Annotated in this window: 12 protein-coding genes; 5 read left to right on the top strand and 7 right to left on the bottom strand. The window is 71.6% G+C overall.

Annotation, left to right across the window (positions count from 1 at the left end):
• The first annotated feature begins 9 nt into the window (after positions 1-9).
• Positions 10-2,745, top strand: coding sequence for a SpoIIE family protein phosphatase (locus ACIRR9_RS04930; RefSeq protein ID WP_403747606.1), 2,736 nt, complete (start codon positions 10-12; stop codon positions 2,743-2,745).
• A gap of 82 nt (positions 2,746-2,827) precedes the next feature.
• On the opposite strand, the gene ACIRR9_RS04925 is transcribed toward ACIRR9_RS04930, so the two are convergent.
• The 4 genes from ACIRR9_RS04925 to ACIRR9_RS04910 all read right to left on the bottom strand — a co-directional run bounded on the left by ACIRR9_RS04925 (position 2,828) and on the right by ACIRR9_RS04910 (position 9,222).
• Positions 2,828-3,505 (bottom strand): response regulator transcription factor, encoded by a 678-nt coding sequence (locus ACIRR9_RS04925; protein WP_365337754.1) that lies wholly within the window; start codon positions 3,503-3,505, stop codon positions 2,828-2,830.
• 24 nt (positions 3,506-3,529) lie between these two features.
• A complete protein-coding gene (locus ACIRR9_RS04920; protein WP_403747604.1) occupies positions 3,530-4,708 on the bottom strand; it encodes a sensor histidine kinase in 1,179 nt (392 codons plus the stop codon).
• Between the two features lie 98 nt (positions 4,709-4,806).
• Positions 4,807-6,987, bottom strand: coding sequence for an MMPL family transporter (locus ACIRR9_RS04915; protein WP_403747602.1), 2,181 nt, complete (start codon positions 6,985-6,987; stop codon positions 4,807-4,809).
• 336 nt (positions 6,988-7,323) lie between these two features.
• Positions 7,324-9,222, bottom strand: coding sequence for a hypothetical protein (locus tag ACIRR9_RS04910; protein ID WP_403747599.1), 1,899 nt, complete (start codon positions 9,220-9,222; stop codon positions 7,324-7,326).
• A 174-nt stretch (positions 9,223-9,396) separates the two neighbouring features.
• Between ACIRR9_RS04910 and ACIRR9_RS04905 the strand changes: the two genes are divergently transcribed.
• The 3 genes from ACIRR9_RS04905 (at position 9,397) to ACIRR9_RS04895 (ending at position 11,230) form a co-directional block, all read left to right on the top strand.
• Positions 9,397-9,534, top strand: coding sequence for a hypothetical protein (locus ACIRR9_RS04905; protein WP_403747597.1), 138 nt, complete (start codon positions 9,397-9,399; stop codon positions 9,532-9,534).
• Positions 9,535-9,676: 142 nt separating this feature from the next.
• Complete coding sequence (locus ACIRR9_RS04900; RefSeq protein ID WP_403747594.1) at positions 9,677-10,159, top strand: VapC toxin family PIN domain ribonuclease; 483 nt, start codon at positions 9,677-9,679, stop codon at positions 10,157-10,159.
• A gap of 420 nt (positions 10,160-10,579) precedes the next feature.
• Positions 10,580-11,230, top strand: a complete 651-nt coding sequence (locus ACIRR9_RS04895; protein WP_403747592.1) for a DUF6518 family protein — start codon at positions 10,580-10,582, stop codon at positions 11,228-11,230.
• A gap of 147 nt (positions 11,231-11,377) precedes the next feature.
• Here ACIRR9_RS04895 and ACIRR9_RS04890 read toward each other — a convergent pair whose 3' ends face one another.
• The gene (locus ACIRR9_RS04890; protein WP_403747590.1) at positions 11,378-12,136 is read right to left on the bottom strand and encodes a class II aldolase/adducin family protein; all 759 of its coding nucleotides are present in this window, start codon (positions 12,134-12,136) and stop codon (positions 11,378-11,380) included.
• Positions 12,137-12,197: 61 nt separating this feature from the next.
• Complete coding sequence (locus ACIRR9_RS04885; protein WP_403747588.1) at positions 12,198-13,664, bottom strand: sodium:solute symporter; 1,467 nt, start codon at positions 13,662-13,664, stop codon at positions 12,198-12,200.
• Positions 13,665-13,775: 111 nt separating this feature from the next.
• On the opposite strand from ACIRR9_RS04885, the gene ACIRR9_RS04880 reads away from it, so the two are divergent.
• The gene (locus tag ACIRR9_RS04880; protein ID WP_403747585.1) at positions 13,776-15,350 is read left to right on the top strand and encodes a PucR family transcriptional regulator; all 1,575 of its coding nucleotides are present in this window, start codon (positions 13,776-13,778) and stop codon (positions 15,348-15,350) included.
• Between the two features lie 278 nt (positions 15,351-15,628).
• Here the strand turns inward: ACIRR9_RS04880 and ACIRR9_RS04875 are convergent, their stop codons facing one another.
• Positions 15,629-18,445, bottom strand: a complete 2,817-nt coding sequence (locus ACIRR9_RS04875) for a PKD domain-containing protein (RefSeq protein WP_403747583.1) — start codon at positions 18,443-18,445, stop codon at positions 15,629-15,631.
• Between the last annotated feature and the right edge of the window lie 656 nt (positions 18,446-19,101).

Raw genomic sequence — 19,101 nt, 5'->3', positions numbered from 1 at the left:
CCGCACGACGTGCTGCTGCCGTACACGCCTGGCCTGGAGCTGGACGACCGTCTCATGCGTGCGATCGAGCCGGTGCTCAAGGATCTGACCGCGTCCTTCTCCAACATGAGCATGACGGTCGCGCTCTGTGACGCGCAGGCCCGCATGGTCCAGCGGCACGGCGGTGGGCGTCAGCTGCTCCAGCGCCTCGACGAAATCAACTTCGCCCCTGGTTTCGACGCTTCGGAACGGGTCGCGGGCACCAACGGTGTCGGCACGGCACTGGCCGGGCGGGGCCCGATCTATCTCGCCGGCCGTGAGCACTTCTCCGACTGCCTGCAGCCGTTCAGCTGCGCGGGTGCGCCCATCCGCGACCTCCTCAGCGGGCGCATCGAGGCGGTCCTCGACCTCACCTGTCTGCGCGGCGACGGCGACCCCGCCATGCTGCGACTGGTGCGGGAGGCCGCCCGCGACATCGAGACCCGGCTGTTGGAACAGGCCACGGAGCGGGAACGGGCACTGCTCGCCGCGTATCGGCGGGCCTGCCGCGACACGGATGGCTCCGGTGGCCGGCCACGGCACGCCCCGCGTGCACTCTCGAGTTCCGGGCCCGAGAACGGCCGCCTCGGCCGGATCGACCTGGCCGTGCTGCGTGAGAAGGCCGAGGAGCTCCTCGCCGCACCGCAGCGCACCCTCGACACGGTGGCCCTTTCCGGCGGGCGGGAAGCCACGCTGCTGCGCCACGCGGTCACGGGAGCGGCAGGTGAGACGGGCGCGGTCGTCGAGGTCCGGCTCCTGGGCGGTCCGAGCCTGCGCCATGCCGGACTCACCGCGCCGACCGAGTCGGGGCGGCCGACGCCCCTGACCGCCGTGCCGGCGAGGCCCTCCTCGGTGCCGAGGCGGCACGTCCGAGTACTCCCACGTGTGGTCGGGCCACCGCCCCCGGCGGCGGCAGCGGCTTCGCCCGCCCTCACCGTGGCCGGCCCGCAACCCCGGCCCCGGGCCGGAACCGAGGGGAACGGCAGTGACTCCGGCTCGGCCGACGGCTGGGTGCTGCTCGTCGGCGAGCCCGGCGTCGGCAGGCTCGCCGTGCTGGCCCGCAAGCGTCTGGAACTGCTGCACGACGCCAGCGTGTGCATCGGAACCACCCTGCACGTCACCCGCACCGCGGAGGAACTGGCGGAGGTGACCGTCCCCCGGTTCGCCGATCTGGTGGTCGTCGACCTGCCCGACTCCGTGCTGCTCGGTGACGAGCCCGAGCCGCTCGGCGGGCAGACGCCGCTGCGCCGGGTCGCGCTGGGCACCGTGCGCGAGGAACTGCCGGTGTACGGCGTCGGCGACCCCGTCCAGTACGTGCCGTCCACCCCACAGGCCCGCTGCCTGGAGACCGGACAACCCGTACTCGAACCCGTCCTGGCCGACGCCGAGGGCTGGATCGCCCAGGAACCGGCACGGTTCGGGCGGGCACTCACGGTGGGCATCCACTCCCTGATCACGGTACCCCTGCGGGCCCGCGGCACGATCCTCGGCGTGGCGAGCTTCTACCGCTCCGAGAAACCCGCCCCCTTCGAGGACGACGACCTGTCCCTGGCCCAGGAACTGGTCGGCCGGGCCGCGATCTGTATCGACAACGCCCGCCGGTACACGCGTGAGCACAACACCGCCCTGGCGCTGCAGCGCAGCCTGCTGCCCCGCGGGCGGCCCGAGCAGAACGCCGTCGAGGCCGCCTACCGGTATCTGCCCGCGCAGGCCGGAGTGGGCGGCGACTGGTTCGACATCATCCCGCTGTCCGGCGCCCGGGTGGCACTCGTCGTCGGCGACGTGGTCGGCCACGGTCTGCACGCCGCCGCCACCATGGGCCGGCTGCGCACCGCCGTGCACAACTTCTCCGCCCTGGAGCTGCAGCCCGACGAGCTCCTCACCCAGCTGGACGACCTGGTCGGTGGCCTCGACCCGGCTGAGCCATGGTCGGTGGAGCCCGGTCACCCGGACCCTGGAATCGTCGGCGCGACCTGCCTGTACGCCGTGTACGACCCGGTGTCCCGGAGGTGCACCCTCGCCCGTGCCGGGCACCCCCAGCCCGCGGTGGTCGGACCCGACGGGTCGGTGGAGTTCGTGGACCTGCCCTCGGGGCCGCCGCTGGGGCTCGGCGGCATGCCGTTCGGGACCGCCGAACTGGAGCTGGCCGAGGGCAGCCAACTGGTTCTCTACACCGACGGTCTGGTCGAGGACCGGTGCCGTGACATCGACGCCGGCCTGCACAAGCTCCGCGCCGTCCTGGCAAGCGCCGGCCGGGAACCGGAGGACACCTGCGAGGCGGTCCTGGACGCGCTGCTCCCGGCCCGGCCGGCCGACGACGTCGCCCTGCTCGTCGCCCGCACGCGCGTGATGGGCTCCGATCAGGTCGCCCAGTGGGACCTGCCCAGTGATCCGGCGGTCGTCTCCCGCTCCCGTGCGGCGGTCACCGCCCAGCTCACCGCCTGGGGGCTGGACGAGCTGGCCTTCGCCACCGAACTGGTCGCCAGCGAGCTGGTGACCAACGCCATCCGGCACGCCGTCGGCCCGCTCCGGCTACGGCTGCTCCGCGATCGCGCCCTCATCTGCGAGGTCTCGGACGGCAGCAGCACGCTGCCCCGGCTGCGCCGCGCGAGGAGCGAGGACGAGGGCGGCCGCGGTCTCTTCCTCGTCGCCCAGCTCACCGAACGGTGGGGCACCCGTTACACCGGCGAAGGAAAGACCATCTGGACGGAACTGCCCCTGCCGTGACGCCCGGACGCCGCTTCCGCATCGAGCTCGGCCGGCAGGAGCAGCCGATGCGTCCTCACCGTGGCCTCGGCGATCACGGGGTTCAGGGTTGCGTCTTTCCGGCGCGGACCAGACCGCTTTCGTAGGCGATGACGACGAGTTGGGCGCGGTCGCGGGCGCCGAGTTTGGCCATGGCCCGGTTGGCGTGGGTCTTGACGGTGACAGGGGTGACGAAGAGGCGTTCGGCGATCTCGCCGTTGGACAGGCCGGTGGCCACGAGGGTCATCACCTCACGCTCCCGCGGGGTGAGGGTGGCCAGGCGGCCGGGGTCGGAGAGCCCGCCGGGAGACGGCTGGGCGAGGAAACGGGCGATCAGTTTCTTGGTCGCGACGGGGGACAGCAGCGCCTCGTCCGCCGCGACGAGCCGGATGGCGTCGAGGAGCTGAGCGGGCTCGATGCCCTTGCCGAGGAACCCGCTCGCACCCGCTCGGAGCGCTTCGACGACGAACTCGTCGACCTCGAAGGTGGTGAGGACGAGCACCTTCACTCCGGCCAGGTCCTCGTCCCGCCCGATGAGCCGGGTGGCTTCGATGCCGTCGACCCCGGGCATCCGGATGTCCATCACCACGACGTCGGCCCGCTCGGACCGGGCCAGTCGCACGGCTTCGTGGCCGTCGGAGGCCTCTGCGACGACCTCCATGTCCGGTTGCGCGTCGATGAGCAGCCGGAAGGTGCCGCGCAGCAGGGCCTGGTCGTCGGCGAGCAGGACGCGAATGGTCATGGGCGGCTCTTCCTCACGGGTGGGTCAGACGCTGGTGGGGGCGGGAGAATGCGGCAGTTCGGCGACGACCTGGAAGCCGCCTTCGCGCCGTGCGCCGGCGGTGACGGTTCCTCCGATGGCGGTGGCGCGCTCGCGCATGCCGATCAGGCCGTGCCCGCTGCCCGGCCCGCCGGCCGCGTGGGGCGCGCCGTCGTCCGTGACGGTGACGCGCAGGGTCGTGGCACCGTAGTCCAGAGTCACCTCGGCGTGTGCCGCGGCGGCGTGTTTGTGGGTGTTGGTGAGGGCTTCCTGGATGATGCGGTAGGCGGTCAGCTCGACGGAGGGCGCCAGGGACCGGCGTACGCCCGTGGACGTCACCGTCACGGACAGACCGCCGCCGCGGACGCCGCCGACCAGGGAGTCGAGGTCGGCCAGGCTGGGGACGGGGGCCCGGGAGTCGGGTGCGTCGTCGGGCTGGCGCAGCAGACCGACGGTGGTCCGCAGTTCGTCGAGGGCGGCGCGACTGTTGTCCTTGATGTGGGCCAGTGCCTCGTACGCCCGGTCCGGGTCGGTGCGCATGAGGTGGTGTGCGACGCCCGCCTGGGCGTTGACCAGCGTGATGTGGTGGGCGACCACGTCGTGCAGTTCGCGGGCGATGCGTACGCGCTCCTCGGTGACCCGGCGCCGGGCTTCCTCCTCCCGGGTGCGCTCGGCGTTCTCCGCGCGCGCCTCGGCCAGTGCGAGGTGCCGGCGGCGGCTGCGGACGGCGTCACCCAGGGCGGTGGCCGCGATCGCGAAGTCGAACCGGAGCAGGCTGGTTCCCACGAGGAGCGGCTCCTGGTGGGTCGCGGCGTAGACCCCCGTGATCGCGGCCGCGGCGATGACTGCGACCGTCCAGGCGGTGCGCCGGTCGCTGCGGGTGGCGAGCGTGTACAGGGCGACGAGGCTCGCCGCCGGGGTGAGGGCGTGATCCGGGGCGAGGGCCATGACCGCCAGATCGACCGCCAGGGTGAGCACGGCGACGGGCAGCGGCCAACGGCTCCGGAACACGAGGGGGACACAGGTCAGCGCCGTCCAGGCCACCCCCGCCACCCGGGGCGCGTGCCAGCCGGAGTCTCCCGCGGCGGTCGCGGCCACCGCGATGACGATCAGCACCACCGAGGGGAGCGCGTCCCTGATCCGGGCGTGCCGGGCGAGCCACCGCCTCATCTCTGTCACCTGCATTTCCACAATGTACGGAGCGCGGGCCGACGACGGGCCGGGTCCGCTCCGGGCCTGCCGCCGACCCGCGTGTGCGTCGGTCTCAGTCGTGTGCGCCGGTCTCAGTCGGCCAGTCCGGCGGGCTGCGGCTCCCGCGCCGGGTGCCGCGGCCGCTCCGGCTCGTCCGGCGGTCCTTCCACGGACACGCGCGGCAACGCCTTGTCCAGCCCGCGCGGCAGCCACCAGTTGGCCCGCCCGCACAGGTGCATGAGCGCGGGGACGACGACCATCCGGATCAGCAGCGCGTCCAGGGCGACCGCGACGGCGAGGCTGACCCCGAACTCGGAGATCACCCGCATGCCGCCGAAGACGAAGGAGCCGAAGACGCAGAACATGATGGTGGCGGCGACCACGATCACCTTGCCCGTCTCGGCCTGCCCGACCCGCACGGCCCGGCGGCTGTCACCGGTGTGGGCCCATTCCTCGCGCATCCGGCTGACCAGGAAGACCTGGTAGTCCATGGAGAGGCCGAACATGATGCCGACGACCAGGATGGGCACGAACGACTCGATCGGTCCGGCGGCGCCGAGCCCGAGGAGCGAGGCGCCGTAGCCGTACTGGAAGACGACGACGATCGCGCCGAAGGCCACCCCGATGCTGAGGATGTTGAGCACGGCGCCCACGGCGGGGATGAGCAGGCTGCGGAAGGCGACGGTCAGCAGCAGGAAACCGAGCGCGGCGATCACCAGCACGAACAGCGGGAGCTTGCCCATCAGCACGGACGCGAAGTCGTCGTTGCTCGCGGTGAGACCGCCCACGTAGACCTTCATGGACGTGCCCTGCTCCGCCCGCGGGATCACGTCGTCGCGCAGGCGGTCGATCAGGCCGGAGGTGGCGGCCGACTGCGGGGAGGTCGTCGGGACCACGGAGATCACACCGACCGTCTGCCCCGCCTTCATGGGCGCCGCGGTGGCACCGGCGACGCCGTCGACCTGCTGGAGGGCGGTGACCAGCTTTGTCTCGGCCGCCCTGTCGGCGGCAGCGGGGGCCTGGACGGCGAGGACGAGCGGGCCGTTGAAGCCGGGCCCGAAACCGTCCGCGATCATGTCGTACGCCTGCCGGTTGGTCGAGGTCGTGGGCAGGTTGCCGTCGTCGGAGGCGCCCAGGCGCAGGGACAGGGTCGGCAGCGCCAGGGCCGCCAGCACGGCGAGCGCGACCAGGCCGAGGGCCTTTGGACGAGCCTGGACCCGCGCCGCCCAGCGGCCCCACAGCCCCGGCCCGCTCCCGCCGTCCACGGGAGCACGGCGTGCCCTGCGGCCCAGGACCCGCGGTCCGATCATGCCGAGCAGCGCCGGCAGCAGGGTGATGGCCGCCAGCACGGTCAGTACGACGGTGACGGCCGCGCCGACGGCCATCCCGTTGATGATGCCGACGTTCAGGGTGAGCATGCCGAGCAGCGCGACGACGACGGTCAGCCCGGCGAACACCACAGCCCGGCCTGAGGTGTTGAGAGCCTTGGCCGTGGAGTCCGCGACGTCCATGCCCGCCGTCAGGTTGGCGCGGTGCCGGTTGACGATGAACAGGGCGTAGTCGATGCCCACGCCCAGGCCGATCAGCGAACCGAGGGTGAGCGTCGTGCTGGACAGGGGGATGACGTGGCTGAGCAGGATCACCGCGACGGCGGAGGTGCCGACGCCGACGACGGCCGTGACGATGGGCAGCACCGCGACCCACACCGCGCGGAAGGCGAACAGCAGCACGACGAAGGCGAGCGCGATGCCCATGGCGTCGGCGACCGGATTGGGCGCGGGGTTGACGGTGAACGCCTGCCCGTTCAGGGCGATACGCAGGCTCGCCGACTCCGGCGCGGTCGCCAGCGTCCTCACCTGCTCGATCCGGGCGTCCGACACGTCCCGGTCGAAGGACACCGTGGCGTAGGCCGTCCTGCCGTCCTTGCTGACCTGCGCCTTGCCGACGGACGTGTAAGGGCTGGTCACGGAGGCGACACCCGGCGCGTGGGCGATCCGCCCCAGCACGTCGGTCATCGCCCGCTCGACCGCCGACGCGGTGACCTTGCCGTCCTTCGGCTGCCAGACGACCCGGCCGTTCTTGCCCGCCGCGCTGTCCGAGGCGTGTTGCAGCAGGGCGGTCGCCTTGGCCGAGTCGGTGTTCTGCGAGGTCTGGCTGTTGCCGAACGCACTGCCGACCGCACCGACCCCGGCCCCCAGACCGATCAGAAGGCCCACCCAGACCAGGACGACGGCGAGCCGGTGCCGGTGGCACCAGCGGGCTAGAGGGGACATCGACGAGCCTTTCCAGGGACACCGCACATGATCGGGCCGGCCATCCCGGCCCCCTCTCACGCTCGCATCGCTCCGGTCTCCCGTCGTCGGGCGACCGCAGACGATTGCCTCTACTGCGATCGCAGCAGAGACGACCGTCCGATGCGGTCAGGAGGCGGTCAGGAGGCGGTCAGGAGCAGGACACGGGTGGTGCCGTACGGTGTGCCGGCGTTCTCGACGCTTTCGGTGCCGTGGAGGAGGGTCGCCCCGTCGTCGCTGTAGTCGGTGCGGGTGAGGTCCGGGTCGCCGGAGGAGTACGGCGTACCCCACGGAACCGGTCGGCATGGCGGCTCCCGTTCAGGTCCCGTTGGCGGGCTGGGTGTAGGCCTGTCCGCCGACCGTCGTGGTGAGGGTGCCGGTCGCCTGGAAGAGGGTCTGCCAGAGGTCGATCGTCAGGTGGAAGCCGTCGGTACCGGTCTTCTTGGTGGCCAGCACCTTGCCGCCGCGCGCGGTCTTCACAAGGTCCGAGTACCAGTCGAGGGTGGTCAGGGTGGGGCTGGCGCCGGTGCGGGTCACGCTCTCGGAGCCGTCGAGGAAGGTGCTGCCGTCTTCGGAGCAGCGGGTGTAGCGCACGGACACCGTCTTCACGGCGGTCTTCGCATCGTCCCAGAGGATGTCGACCCGGGCGCTGCCGGATGCCTTGCCGCGCAGGGTGTACGACCCCTGCGGCGGGTAGGGCCGCTGCGGGGCCGCGGTGCCGGGGACGTACGGCGTGCCCCACGGCACCCGGTCGGACACCGGCTCGACCGGCCTCCGGCGCACCGGCTCGCGATCCACCAGGTGGGCGATCATCAGCCGGGTCCGCCGGCCGCCGGGCTCGGTGGACACCGGGCACGGCAGCGGGTTCGCCCCGCCGCACGAGGGGGCCGAGACCAGCCGCTCGTAGTAGGCGACCGCCGTGCCGTCCGGGGACCAGCGCGGGTCGGCGCCGGAGTTCCAGTCGGGCGACGTGTTCGCGTAGTTGAGCCGCTGGCCCCGATAGGAGCCCCGGTCACCGTGACGGTCGATCAGGTACGGCTGGAAGAAGCGCCGCTGGCCGTTGTTGCGCACGGAGGAGACCACGGAGGTGGACAGCAGGTCGGTGATCGCCGGGATGCCGGTCATACCGGAGACGAACGTCATGCGGTCCGTTCCGCGGGTGTCCAGGGCCACGATCCACCGGTCGTCCGGGGAGGCGTCCACAGGATCGGCGTACCCGGGGTCGGCGGTCATCCGGCGGACCCTGCCGGTGCGCAGATCGACGGCCATCAGGTCGATGTTGGACGACTCGACCGGATAACCGACGTAAAACGCTTCCCTGCCGTTCTCGGAGAAGCCGCGGAACTCACCGACGCCGGGCAGCGAGGGGTCGAAGACCAGCCTCGACGGGTGGCGCGGGTCGACGTGCACCGGCTGCGCGCCGGGGGACGCGTCGAACAGCCGCGTCACCTTCTCCACCTCGTAGCGGGGGACGAGCGGCGCACCGGTCCTCGGGGACGGGTCGAAGCGCAGCCGGCCGAAGTAGCCGTACTGGTCCAGACGTCCGCCGGTGACGGAGACGCTGTTGAAACCGAGGTGCACCTGGTCCGGGTGCAGCCGCAGCTCCCGGATGGAACCGCCCGGTCCGGATCCGTCGGCCGAGGTGTTCCAGCGGATCGGATAGACGTGAACGCGGGCCGGTGTGCAGGCCGGCGAGGCGAGCGGGTACGGGCCGCAGTCGACGATGTTCGTCCCGTACAGCACCCGTCTGCCGTCGGCGAACGGCTGGGGATAGCTGGTGTCGGCGTTGATGCCCCGCTCGTTGCCCGGCGGTGTGCCGCAGGTCAGGCACTTCCAGGGATCGCCGCCCGGGAAGGTGGCCCCGTCGGTGCGCACGAGGACGAGCTGACTTCCGCTGTAGACGCTCGCCGGGTCGGGCGCGGCGGGGGCGCCGGCGAAGGTCACACGGGCGGTGACGGTACGGCCGTCCGACAGGAAACCGCCGTTCTGCAGGGCGTTCCAGTCGGCCGAGATGCAGCCGGTGCCACGGGAGTTGACGGCCCGGGTGCAGGACCCGGCCTCGTCGGAGGGGGCGGTCGGCGGCAGGGGCAGCTCCGCGGCCCGGATGCGTTCGGGAGCGGGTGGGGAAGGGACGGACGGGGCGGCCTGCGCCGGCGACAGCAGGGCGGCCCAGCCCAGCAGGAGCAGCAGCGTGACAAGGGTTCTGCTTCCCGACATGATCCTCATGCGCATGACAATCCAGTTCGTCGTCGAGGCAGTTGTTCTCGCACAGGTACTGGAATCGCGGTGAAGCCCCACGCTCGCACGGCTCCGGTGGCCGGTCGTTGGTCGTACGCAGACATTCGCGTCTACTGCGATCGCAGCAGACGCGGCGGTGAACGGAACATGGTCATGAGCGTCGCCATGACCAACGGCGGCAACATCGGGACCTCCACCGTCACCGGCTACCACATGGACCAGCGCGGCAAGCTCTCCCCGACCGACGAGGCGGGCATCGCCCCCCGTCCTCCGCCAAGCCGCAGAGCGTGATCGACCTCGCCGCGACCGAGGACGCGAGGGGACACCGACACACGTCGTCGAACCGCTCCGCCCTCGGCACACGACGACCAGTGCGGACAACTCCCCGTCGAAGCCCGCGCCGATCCAGAAGCACCTCGACATCGAGGGACAGATGCCCACCGGGCAGGACGAGACGACCACAACCGCCACGGCCTCGCAGCACAAGTCAACGAACAAGCCCCCCAGGTCCACGACCTGGGGGGCGCTGGAGCGGGTGACGAGAATCGAACTCGCGCTCTCAGCTTGGGAAGCGACGGCGCTTGGGGAGTCAGGTAGCCGCCGACCTGCGCGGATTCGCCGTGCCGGCACGGTCGCCCGCGCCCGAACCAGCCGTGAGTACGACGAGATCGCGGAAATGTTCACCGACCTCTACCCCGACGTGGCGGTGCCGAAGAACGCAGGGCGTTGGATCAGCGCGGTGCAACACCGTATGGCCCAGGCCGGGGAGCATCGCAGCGCCTCGGCGGTGGACCTCGTCGTCGCCGCCACCGCCGCCCACCACAGCCTGGCTGTTCTCCACGACGACGCCGACTACCGGGCCATCGCCCGGCACGCAAGCGACCTGCTTGAGCACAACGTCCACGACGTCACCTGAGGTGCTTTTCCCCACAGGTTGCGGGAACTCGCGACGGCGGGCCGTCGGGACCCGACGTGTCACCTTACGTGTACAGCACGCCCGGCAATGCGCCAACCGTCATTGGTACGTCGGGGTTCATCCTCGTGGACGGCGCTGATGACGGTGCCGCCGTCTACGACGCCCAAGCCCTTGGACGGGACTCGGACCTCGTCGCCCGGGCCTTCCGACACAACGACGTTCGTCGTGTGATGAGCACGCGCGTGCCCGTCGGCGCTCAGGCCGTCCCGTACGGCGTCTGGTCGTAGGCGACTTCGGAGTCGACACGCCCGGGGGACTCCCGTGACCCAACAGCTATACACTGCGCGTATACATGTTATGTATAGTGTGCCGGGGCACACCAGAGGTACGTCAGACACCAGCGTGATCGCGGAGGCCGGCATGACGACGACCATGACCCCTGAGGACCTGACGTCACCGGGCGAGGCCGCCGGCCCGCGGGTCGCCACAGCGGCAGCTGCGGTCGGCGGGCTGGCGTTCGGCGTTCTCACCAACTTGGCTCAGGGATGGCTCCCGGGAGCATGGAACCAACTCGCCAACTCCGGCGCCGTCTGGTCCACCGTCGCATTCGCCGCCGGAGCTCTGCTTGCCCACCGGGGGACCTTGTCCCGCGCGGTGGCCTGCGGCCTGGGTGCGGAGGCCGGGCTCGTCGTGGGGTACTACGCCTACGCCGAGCTCGGCCGCGACGGCATGGGTTCCCTGTTCTTCCCGCTCGTCTGGCTCGGCATGGCATGCATCGCGGGGCCACTGTTCGGTGTCGCGGGACACTGGTGGCGAAGCGACCGGGACGCGCGGCGCCGTATCGTCGGCTTGGCGGCATTCGGCGGACTCTTCGGCAGTGAGGCGCTCATGGCCGCATGGGACCTTCACCATGCGCCGCAAGCCTGGACCTGCTTCGCGGCGTTCACCCTTGTTCCGCTGCTCATGGCCCGCGCGAACCGGGAGCGAGTCCACTCCCTGGCACTGGCGTTGCCCTGTGCACTGCTCGCCTACACGGCGATCGACCTGCCCCTCCAGCTGATCCACAGCTGAACGGCCGTTGCCGTCGTCCACCGCGACAGCGAGGACAGCACCCCACACGCGACAACAGATCACCCCGCACAACGAAAAGGCCCGGGTCTGCGACCTGGGCCTTCTCCATGGAGCGGGTGACAGGAATCGAACTCGCGCTCGAACCCGTCAGTCCTTGTAGTCGGGGGCGATGCGGTCGACGAGCCGGAGCAGCGCCGACCAGGCGAGGTCGTAGGCCTTGTCGTCCTGGAGGTCGGAGTCGTGGGTCTCGCCGGTCAGTTGGCGGGCGGTGAGCTCGCAGGTCTCGGGATCGGGAAGGACGAGCTTCGCGCCCCCGGCGGCAGCGGTGGTCTGGATCTCGCAGGCCCTGTCCAGGTAGTACATGCGGAGAAACGCCTGCGCGGGGGTCTCCCCGACGGTCAGCAGGCCGTGGTTGCGCAGGATCATCGCCGGGTGGCCGCCGAGGTCGGCGACCAGCCGCCGCTGCTCGGCGAGGTTGAGGGCGACGCCCTCGTAGGAGTGGTAGCCGAGCCTGCCGTAGAACTCCATGGAGATCTGGTTGAGCGGGAGCAGACCCTCCTCCTGGGCGGCGACCGCGCATCCCGCCCTGGTGTGGGTGTGCAGCACGCACCGGGCGTCGGGGCGGGCCGCGTGGATCGCACTGTGGATGACGAAACCGGCGGGGTTGACGGGGTGCGGAGTCTCCTCGACGGGGTGGCCGGACAGATCGATCTTCACCAGGTTCGAGGCGGTGACCTCCTCGAAGAGCAGCCCGTAGGGGTTGATCAGGAAGTGGTGCTCCGGCCCGGGGAGCCGCACCGAGATGTGCGTGAAGATGAGATCGGTCATCCGGAAGTGGGCCACCAGGCGGTAGACGGCGGCGAGTTCGCGGCGCAGACGGAGTTCTTCCGTGCTGACGGTGGGCATTGAGGACCTTTCCATGGCATACGGCACATGCGAGTGCGGGTGCGATCGGGTGGTGGGGGGGTCAGGCCGCGCTGAGTTCCGGGCCTGTGGCGGCCGGTGCCGGTGCCGGTGCCGGCTCGCCCGCCAGGCGGCGGCGCCAGGTCTCCAGGATCGTCTCGTCGGTCGGCCGGGTCACCAGGCTGACGGCGACGTAGGCGACGAGGCTGGCGAGGAGGCCGTAGTAGATGGGCTCGTTGGCGAGGAGACCGTCGGTCACCATGAGGACGATCACCGTCGTACCGCCCGCGACCATCGCGGTCAGCGCGCCCGGCAGGTTGCCGCGCCGCCAGACCAGGCCGCCGAGGATCGGCACCAGCAGGCCACCGACGAGCAGGTTGTAGGCGACGGTGAGCGCCTCGATGACGTCCCCGAGGACACAGGCGATCGCCATGGCGACCACGCCGAGGACCGCGATGGCGAGCCGGTTGGAGCCGATCTCGTCGTGGTCCCCCGATGCCGTACGGCGGCGCAGCCGGGCCCAGATGTCCTGGTTGGCCACGGTGGCGGAGGCGATCAGGGCGCCGCTGGCGGTGGACATCATCGCGGACAGGGCGGCGGCGAGGACCAGTCCGCGGACACCGGTCGGCAGGGCGTGCTTGACGATGGTGGCGAACGCCTGGTCGGCGGCGGTCAGGTTCGGGTACAGGGTCTTGGTCGCCATGCCGATGAACGCGCCGGCCAGGGCGTACACCAGGCAGTAGACGCCTGCGACGGTGCCGCCCCAGGCGGCGACCCGGTCGCTGCGGGCAGTGAAGACGCGCTGCCAGATGTCCTGCCCGATCAGCATGCCGAAGGTGTAGATCAGCACGAAGGTGACGATGGTCTGCCCGCCGATGGAGGTGAGGGAGAAGTAGCCGCCCGGCAGCCGGTCGGCCATGGCGCCGAAGCCGCCCGCCTTCACCACCGCGATCGGCAGCAGCAGCACGAGCACGCCCACGCTCTTCACGACGAACTGCACCATGTCGGTGAGCGTGATGGACCACATGCCGCCGAGCGCCGAGTAGCCGACGACGATCGTGCCGCCGACGACCACCGCGACCCAGCGCGGCACGTCGAAGAGGACGTCGAAGACACTGGCGTACGCGATCGTCGAGGTCACCGCCAGCATCAGCGTGTAGATCCACATGACGACGCCCGAGATCACGCTCGCGGCGTCGCCGTAGCGCAGCGACAGCATCTCGGCGACCGTGTAGACGCGCAGCCGCGAGATACGGGCCGAGAAGAACACGCTCAGCGCCAGCAGTCCGAGGCCGATGGCGCCGACCATGGCGGCACCCGAGACGCCGTACGTGTAGCCGAGGCGCACACCGCCGATGGTGGAGGCGCCGCCGAGGACGACGGCGGCCATGGTGCCGGTGTACATGAGCGGGCCGAGCCGGCGGCCGGCGACCAGGAAGTCGCTCTTGGAGGCGGCACGGCGTCTGCCCCACAGGCCGACACCGATGATGCCGAGCAGGTAGGCGGCCATGACGAGATAGTCGACGGTCACGGGGACCTCCGGGGGAGGAGAGGGAGCGGGGCGGGGAGGGGGGTGACATGACCGTAGCCACGGGGTGTACTGGTGCTGAAGTGCCGCTTCCGCACAATGTGGAGATGCTCATTGGATGAATCCGCCAACGCCGCCGCCGACGCGGGGCAGCCGTCCGTGCGCCTCGGCGTGCTGCTCGCCGACCCGGACCTCGGCCTCGCCCAGGTCGCCGGTCCGGCGGCCGGGGACCACCCGGTCGGCACGGTCGGCACCACGGAGCTCGAGGACCCCACGCCCTATCTCGTCGGCGGTGAACTCCTCCTCACCTCCGGCGTACGGCTCCCCGGGGACGCGGACGGCATCGACACCTACGTACGGCGGGTCGTCGCCGCCGGAGTCGCCGCGCTCGGCTTCGGCGTGGCCCCCGTGCACGCCGAGGTGCCGCCCGAACTCGTCCGCGCCTGCGACCGGCACGGTCTGCCACTCCTCCGCCTCCCGCCCGCCACCCCCTTCGTCGCCGTCGGGCAGGCCGCCTACGCCGCGATCGCCGCGGTCCGCAACCGCGAGTTGCGGGAGATCTCCCGGGCCCAGTCGGCGCTGGCCTCGGCCGCCGCCCGCCCGGACGCCCTCCGGGCCGTCCTCGGCCAGCTCGCCGCCCACACCGGGGCCTGGTGTGTCCTCTACGACGTCCAGGGCACCGAACTCCTCTCGGCGGGCCGCCGCCCCACGTCCCCGCACCTGCTGCGCGACCTCGCGGTCCACACCCTGCGGCGGGACCGCGGTCCGACGGCGGCCGCGACCCACGACGCCGACCAGGGCAGCCACCTCACCGTCCACACCCTGCCCGCCGGCGGCGACCGTACGGCCGCCGTGACGCTGGCCCTCGGACAGGCCGCGACCGCACCCCCGACCGCCGTGCACCGCCAGGTGACCGGCACGGCGACGGTCCTGCTGGCCCTGCTCACCGGCCCGCGGCACGCCCTGAGCACCGACACCCACAGCGTCGGCGCACTGGTACGGCTGATGCTCGGGGCCACGCCCACCGAGGTCGCCCCCGAACTGGACCCGGACGGAGCGGCGGACGGTCACTGGACGGTGGTCCACGGTCGGTACCCCGACGGGGCGCCCTCCGTCGGGGTACCGCAACTGGCCGCCCTGGCGACCCTGTTGGGCACCCCGTACGTACACATCGACGGCCCTGGGCTCAAGGCGCTGGTGCCCTGCGCCGCCGGCGCCCGGCCGCAGGTGCCCGCCCGGGCGGCCGAGCTCGGCTGGGTCCTCGGCTACAGCGCACCCGTGTCCGCAGGCGACCTGCCGCACGCCGACACCCTGGCCGAACGCGCCCTGCAACGCGCCCTCGCCGCCGGGACACCCGCCGTCGTGCACACGACCGATCCCCTCACCTTCCACGCGCTCGTCGACCCGGCCGACGCCCGCGAACTCGCCCGTACCCGCTTCGCCCGCCTGGACCGGGCGGGCCCGCCAGGCGCTCCGGTCTTCCTCGACACCCTGCGGACCTGGCTCACGCTGCACGGCAGCTGGGACCGCACCGCGGCGCTCCTGGGAGTCCACCGCAACACCGTCCGCCACCGTCTGGCGCGGGTGGCCGACCTCCTCGACGTCGACCTCCAGGATCCCGGAGCCCGGATGGAACTCTGGTTCGCCCTGCAGTGGCTACCGGGCGAGGCACCGCCCAAGCACCCCTGAAGCGGACGTTCTCCGCAGCGTGCCGTCGTACTCCGGGTCCGTCCGGGCTCCGGGAGAAGTCCGTGTCGTCGGCCATCGCCACGATCACGTCCTGGTCCTGGTCCTGGTCCTGGGTCACCTGGGCACGACGTCGCGAAGGCTTGGAGCGGCGCGTGCGGGAAGCGTCGAGCGGCGGGTCATGGACCCGCCGCTCGGATGATGTTCCGGCAGCCCCCGGGCAAGTGGCCGGATCCTGGCGCTTCACCTGTACACAACTTTTGCGCCGGGAGCCTTTTGCCTCAGCCGTAGTAGCCCTCCAGGTCGGCGACGACATCGACCGAGCCGAGCGCGTTGTGGATGCGGATCGAACCGTCGGCGCCGACCGGGACCACGGCGAGGACCGGGCGGGTCTGACCCGCGGTGAGGTTGTCGTTCGACACGGTCGGCAGGGTGCCGTCGCCGTAGGCGGTCAGGTGGGTGTTCGCAGTCGGGGCGACGCCCGTGAGGTTGACCAGTACCGCGGTGGCTCCCACCGGGACCTTGGTGAGCTTCACCGTGAGGGTGCCGTTCGCGCCCAGCGGCTTCGCGGACGCGCCCAGGCCCGTGCGGGTGTCGAGGAAACGGGTGGGCGCGGTTGCCACGAACGGCCCGCCGGCAGGGGCGTCCGGGTCGCCGCCCGTGTTGGCCAGGTCGTTGGTGTACACGCCCTGGAGGTCGGCGATCAGGTTGACGTGTCCGGCGCTGTTGTAGATGTGCAGCGTTCCGGAGTAGGCGCAGGGGATCGCCAGATTGGAAGCGGTCTGCCCGGCCCGGTAGTTGAGAGTGGACGTGGTCGGCGGGGTGGTGCCGTCGCAGGCGACGGTGATGTAGCCGCTGCTGGTGCCTCCGGTGACGGTGACGTTGAGGACGGCACCGTCGGTCGCCCCGCCCCGGGTGTATTTCGGCAAGGTGATGGTCGTCGTGCTGCGCGGCCCGACCGCGCCCTTGGGGGCCCCGATGCCGGAGCGGGTATCCAGCACCCGAGTCGGGGTCACCACGGCCAGGCCGGTCATGTCCTGCTCGGCGGTGGCACCGGCCTTGGTGGTGTAGTAGCCCTCCACGTCCGCGATGAGGTTCACCTCGCCGTGCGCGTTGTACAGGTCGACATAGCCGTCGGCGCCCGTCCGGACGGTGACCAGGTTCGGATTGAGCTGCCCGGCGGAGAAGTTGAGGTTCGAGGCACTCGGGCGGGCGGTGCCGTCCGGGTAGACCGACACGTAACTGGACGCCGTGGCGCCCGTGTCGGTGACGTTCAGGGTCACCGCCGTCACCCCGGACGCCGGGACGCCGCCCACGCCGAGGACCTTCAGCCGGACCACACCGCCGGTGCCGACGGCCCGCTTGGGCGCGCCCGTCCCGGTCCGGGTGTCCAGCAGCCGTACGGGACCGAGGGCGACGAAGGCCGCGCCGACCGTGGCCGGGTGAGTCGCGGTGGCGGTCCGCCCGTCGGAGTCGGTGACCGTCCGCGTGACGGTGTACGTGCCGGGCGCCTTGTAGGTGTGCCGCACCGGACCGCCGGCGCCGGTGACGGAGAGCGCCGCCGAGCCGTCGCCGAAGGTGATCCGGTCGCTGGTGACCGGGTAGGGGTCGAAGCCGGTGTCGTACGTGCACTGTGTGGTGTCCGGCAGCGAGGGAACGGTCCCGCAGCCGATCGTCTGGGTGAGGTCCGGCAGCGGGTCGACCTGTTCCCAGTAGTCGGCCGCACCGACCCGGGTGCCGTCGGCCCTGTCGACCACCACCCAGGCCTGGACGCCGCTGCCCGACGTGGCCTGGGTGTAGGTGTGGGTGGCCGAGCCGGTGGTGGAGGTGACGGTCGTACCGTCGGCGAAGCCGAAGGTGTAGGTCAGGCCGTCGACTGAGTCCGACCACGGGTTGCTCAACTGTGCGACGGCGGTGGTCGGCACGCCCACGTATCCGTGGCCCACGCGGAGCCCGCTCACCGTGAGCGGGTCCTGGAACTCCGTGGCGCCCCGGTCGTCGTGGCCGGCGCCGGTGTCGGCGACCAGGGGGTCGTCGACCCGGGGACGGCCGTCGACGTCCGTGGACAGTTCGCCGGGGGCGTCGGAGTCGGCCGAGTCGATGAGCGGTGAGTGCTCCGCGGGCAGCCCGCCCGCGGGGATCGTCAGATCCGTCTGGTCCAGGTCGTGGGCGCCCTGGCCGGTGCCCGCCCGGAACGCCTCCGCGGTGGCGTAGGCGGTGCCGGCCCAGTCGTAGTCCGTCCCGGTCGACGGCGGGTTGAACGCGTTGTACTCGGCGGTGACCTGAGGGGCGGAGGTGGCGTCCACCGTGAGTTCGGCCGTGGTGGCGGAGCAGGCCGTCGTGCCGTAGGGCAGAGCGACGGTGTTCTCCACCGACCCGGAACTGCCGTCGGTCAGACTGATCGCACCGCAGACCGTCCGGAACGTGTCGCCCGCGAAGTCGATGCCCGTGGTGCCCGCGGCCGAGACGCCGCCGCCCTCGAAGGTGTCGCCGGCCAGCGTGATGTTCCGCGCTCCGGCCGCGCTGCTGACGTCCGGCCCCGAACTCTGGCCGATTTTGAGGCGGGTGAGGGCGATGTCGGAGGAGGATCCGTCGATCGCGATCACCACGGTGCCGTCGGCGAGGTTGCTCTGTACGGAGGCGGCACGGTAGGTGATGTGCTGCGAGTCCTCGACGGCCAGGGCGGTCGCTCCGACGGCCCTGGTGCGGATCCCGGTCATGTCGACATACCGGGCACCGGAGAAGGTGAGCGCCGTGGCCGGGTGCGGGCCCGCGACGGTGACGAGCGAGCCGTCGCCGGTCGCGGCGGAGAAGGTGACGGGTGCGTCCGCGGTGCCCGTGGACCTGATGGTCACCGGTGCGTATGACGTGCTGTTGCCCGCGATGCGCACGGTGTCCCCGGGCGCCGCGGCGGTCGCGGCCGGCTGAATCTGGCAGAAGGGCTCCGCCGCCGTACCGGGACCGGTGTCGCTGCAGCCGGCGGCCTCGTCGTTGACGTAGAACGTCGTGCCGGTGACGGCGTCCGCGTGGGCGACGCCCGCCGCGGGACAGCCGATGAGCATGACCGCCAGGGCCACCAGTGCCGGTCTCCGCCCCATGAACACGTCCCCCTCCGGACCTTCGTGCTGGAACTGACGGGACAGTAGGCCAGGTTGGGGACAGCGGATGCCGATCATCGACCCAAGTCTCCCGAAACGTCGAAAGTTTGCGCGAATTTTGACTTGGCCGGGGATCGCGCAGACCAGTGCATGGGCGGGCTTTGAAGGGAAGCGCCTACGAGCCGGGCCACTTCCAGGTGCAGGACGCGAACGGCACCCTGGTCGGCGCACCGCTGAACCACTGGCGCGGGCCGCTGCCGCGCAGAGAGCGCCCGGCAAGCCTTCTGGCACGGATCCGGCACGCGACAACTGATCACGATGGACGGCAAAAAGGCCCGGGTCTGTGACCTGGGCCTTCTCGATGGAGCGGGTGACGAGAATCGAACTCGCGCTCTCAGCTCGGGAAGCGACGGCGCTCGGGCGGCCACATCGCCGCCGACCTGGTCGTACGTTGTCCGAGCAGCAGCCCTGTCCGGGCCGAAGGAACCGCTGTTGACCGTGGTTGGCCGCTCTTACGGGCACGCGGTGGGCACGGCGCGGCGAAAGGGGACGACCGTCACTCGGAAGTGGCTCGATCGACCCTTGTGTCCGGCCGACGCACAGCGCGACTCGATGCAGCCGTTGCGGTCACACACAGCCGTGGAACCGCAGTCCTC

This window comes from Streptomyces sp. NPDC101234, from assembly GCF_044767525.1.
Lineage (GTDB): Bacteria > Actinomycetota > Actinomycetes > Streptomycetales > Streptomycetaceae > Streptomyces > Streptomyces sasae.
This window is presented reverse-complemented; position numbering and strand designations above follow the sequence as displayed.